This window comes from Mesorhizobium sp. M1399, assembly GCF_040317735.1.
Lineage (GTDB): Bacteria > Pseudomonadota > Alphaproteobacteria > Rhizobiales > Rhizobiaceae > Mesorhizobium.
This window is the reverse complement of the sequence record NZ_JAMYKZ010000062.1, coordinates 1-2,800: the sequence shown is the minus strand read 5'-3', so window position 1 is coordinate 2,800 and position 2,800 is coordinate 1. Positions and strand designations below refer to the sequence as shown.

The window sequence follows — 2,800 nt, the reverse complement described above, 5'->3', positions numbered from 1 at the left end:
GCTCACCGTCGATCGTGAGCGAGAGATGGCGCTTTTCGCGCTGAAAAAGCCGCACCCCGAGTTGGTGTTCGAGCAGCCGCAGCTGCTGGCTAACCGCCGAAGGCGTCACCTGCAATTCCTGAGCGGCCTTTGCCACGCCGCCGAGCCGCGCGACTGCCTCGAAATGCGTCATCGAATTGAACTTGATGTCTGACCTCGTCCTCGTCAGTTAAGCTCAGCTACACAGAATGTTAAGAAACGAAAATTGAGCCGAATGTCAATCGGTCGCACAGTGGTCCCGGAAGGAGATACAGGATGGAGCCGAGTTCAACCCAAAGCTTGGGTAGCGCCGGCAACGTGCCGGGAGTTGGACAGGTATTGACCAGGAAGCCCCTGATCGAAGCTGCCAATATCGAGAAGAGTTATGACGCAACCCGTGTCCTGCGGGGTGTGAGTTTTCAGGTCCGGGCCGACGAAATCCACGCGCTCCTGGGCGGCAACGGCGCCGGCAAAAGCACTCTCATCCGCATCGTCACAGGGCTGACCTCACGCGAAGCCGGCGAGATTGGCTTCGCCTCGTCGAAGGCCGACCACAACAGCCCGATCATCGCGGTGGTGCATCAGGAGCTGGCGCTGTTGCCCGAGCTGTCCGGTCGCGGAAAACATCGGCATTGTGCATGCGAGGTCGGGCTGGTCGCAGATCAGCCGTCGCCGCACGCGCGAAACTGCGCTCGGAGCGCTCCAGCTGATCGACCCAGCGATCGGCGAAGCGATCATCGATAATGCCGGCACGCAAATTGTCCCTCCACGAAGGCCAGATCGTCCGGATCGCTCGTGCCCTTTCCACCGGAGCCGAAGTGCTGCTTCTCGATCCCGGCGATCCGGTTGGGGAAACGCGCTGGCTGCAGGAGATCGCCAACAAGCGAGGCTTTCCGCATGGCATCGTCGGCTATGCCGACCTGTCCCAACCCGACGTCGGCGACCTCCTCGACCGCCACATGGAATATCCGAACTTCCGCGGCATGCGGCAGCCGATGAATTATCATCCCGACCCCGCCAAGACCTATCTGGCGCGGCCGGAGGTCAGTCGTACGCCCGAATGGCGGCGCGGCTTCCGGGAGCTGGCGAAGCGCGGGCTGAGCTTCGACCCGCAGCTCTACTATCCGCAGATGAGCGAGTTCCTCGAACTGGCGCGCGACTTTCCCGACGTGCAGATCATTCTCAATCACACCGGCATGCAGGTCGACGGCGCCGAGCATCGAGGAGGCGATCGCAGCCTTCGGCGTCGGCCGTTCGATGTTCGCGACGAACTTCCCCGTCGACAAGCTGTTCTCGAGCTTCGACGCCATTTTGAACGCCTTCAAGGAAATTACGATCGCCCACCCGCACGAGGAGCGGCTCGCGCTGTTCCATGACAACGCCGCCCGGTTCTACCGACTTTAGATCACCGGCAAACAGAAATAGCAGGAGAGTTCGACTTGTTGCTGAAGGGCAAGGCCGTGGTGATTTCGGGGGCCGCGGGCCCCCGGGGAATTGGCCGCTCCACGGCAGCGCTGATGGTACAGCACGGGGCTCGCGTTGCAATACTCGACCTCGATGACGGGCAAGCGCGTGACGCCGCTGCGTCGCTTGGACCCGACCATATCGGCCTTGCGTGCAACGTCGCGGACCTCGACGCCTGCAAGAGGGCGGCGGCGCAAGTGACAGAAACCTTGGGCAGGATCGATGTGCTCTGCAACAATGCGGGCGTCACGCAGCCGGTCAAGACGCTGGAGATCAGCGCGGCTGACTGGGACCGCATCCTCGATGTCAACCTACGCGGCGTGCTCCATCTCAGCCAGGCATTCATCCCGAACATGCGCGAAAATGGCGGCGGCTCGATCATCTGCATGTCGTCAGTTTCGGCCCAGCGCGGCGGCGGCATCTTCGGTGGCCCGCACTATTCGGCTGCCAAGGCGGGTGTTCTGGGGCTTGCCAAGGCCATGGCGCGCGAATTCGGTCCCGAAGGCATCCGCGTCAACTGCATCACACCGGGCCTGATCCAGACCGACATCACCGGCGGCAAACTGACCAACGCCATGCGCGCCGACATCATCAAGGGAATCCCGCTCAGCCGGCTGGGCGAGGCGCGCGACGTAGCCGGCGCCTATCTCTTCCTGGCTTCCGATCTGGCCAGCTACATCACCGGCGCCGTGATCGATGTCAACGGTGGGATGCTAATCCATGGCTGAGTGGACAACGGAGCTTGAGATGCCTCGCGCTCGCAGCAATGTCAGCCTGGCCGAACGAGCCTATCGTATCCGCCGACACGCCGTGCGGATGGGTCAAGTCCAGGGCCAAGGTTATGTCGGACAGGCGCTGGGTGTCGCCGACGTGCTTGCCGTTGCCTATTTCCATGCGCTTCGTTACCGGCCGGAGGACCCGTTGTGGGAGGGACGCGACCGCTTCCTGCTGTCGATCGGACACTATGCGATCGCGCTCTACGCGGCTCTGATCGAAGCGGGCGTGCTGCCGGAGGAAGAGCTCGAAACCTATGGCAGCGATGAAAGCCGTATGCCGATGTCCGGCATGGCGCCATACACGCCCGGCATGGAGATCACCGGCGGCTCGCTCGGTCACGGCCTTGGCATTGCCGTTGGCATGTGCATGGGGCTGACGCGCAAGCGAAGCGACAGTTTCGTCTACAATCTTTTGTCCGACGGCGAGCTCGGTGAGGGCTCGACCTGGGAAGCCGCGATGTCGGCCGCCCACCACAAGCTCGACAATCTCATTGCCATTGTCGACTTCAACAATCAGCAGGCCGATGGTCCGTCGACGGCCA

General features: G+C 62.6%; 4 protein-coding genes and 1 pseudogene. 4 read left to right on the top strand and 1 reads right to left on the bottom strand.

Going from position 1 to position 2,800, the window contains the following annotated elements:
* On the bottom strand, positions 1–172 hold a 172-nt coding region (locus NKH05_RS32850; RefSeq protein WP_353027094.1), incomplete at its 3' end, for a helix-turn-helix domain-containing protein.
* Positions 173–294: 122 nt separating this feature from the next.
* Here NKH05_RS32850 and NKH05_RS32845 point away from each other — a divergent pair.
* The 4 genes and pseudogenes from NKH05_RS32845 to NKH05_RS32830 all read left to right on the top strand — a co-directional run.
* Positions 295–762 carry an ATP-binding cassette domain-containing protein gene (locus tag NKH05_RS32845; RefSeq protein ID WP_352457358.1) on the top strand — a complete coding sequence of 156 codons (468 nt, stop codon included), beginning with the start codon at positions 295–297 and terminating at the stop codon, positions 760–762.
* Positions 762–1,422: pseudogene (locus tag NKH05_RS32840) on the top strand (amidohydrolase family protein). The gene NKH05_RS32845 and the pseudogene NKH05_RS32840 overlap by 1 nt, the downstream one beginning before the upstream one ends.
* Before the next feature lie 35 nt (positions 1,423–1,457).
* Entirely contained in the window at positions 1,458–2,210 is a 753-nt protein-coding gene (locus tag NKH05_RS32835) for an SDR family NAD(P)-dependent oxidoreductase (RefSeq protein ID WP_352453729.1), read from the top strand.
* Positions 2,211–2,229: 19 nt separating this feature from the next.
* Positions 2,230–2,800 (top strand): transketolase (locus NKH05_RS32830; RefSeq protein WP_353027092.1); only part of this gene is annotated, 571 nt, incomplete at its 3' end.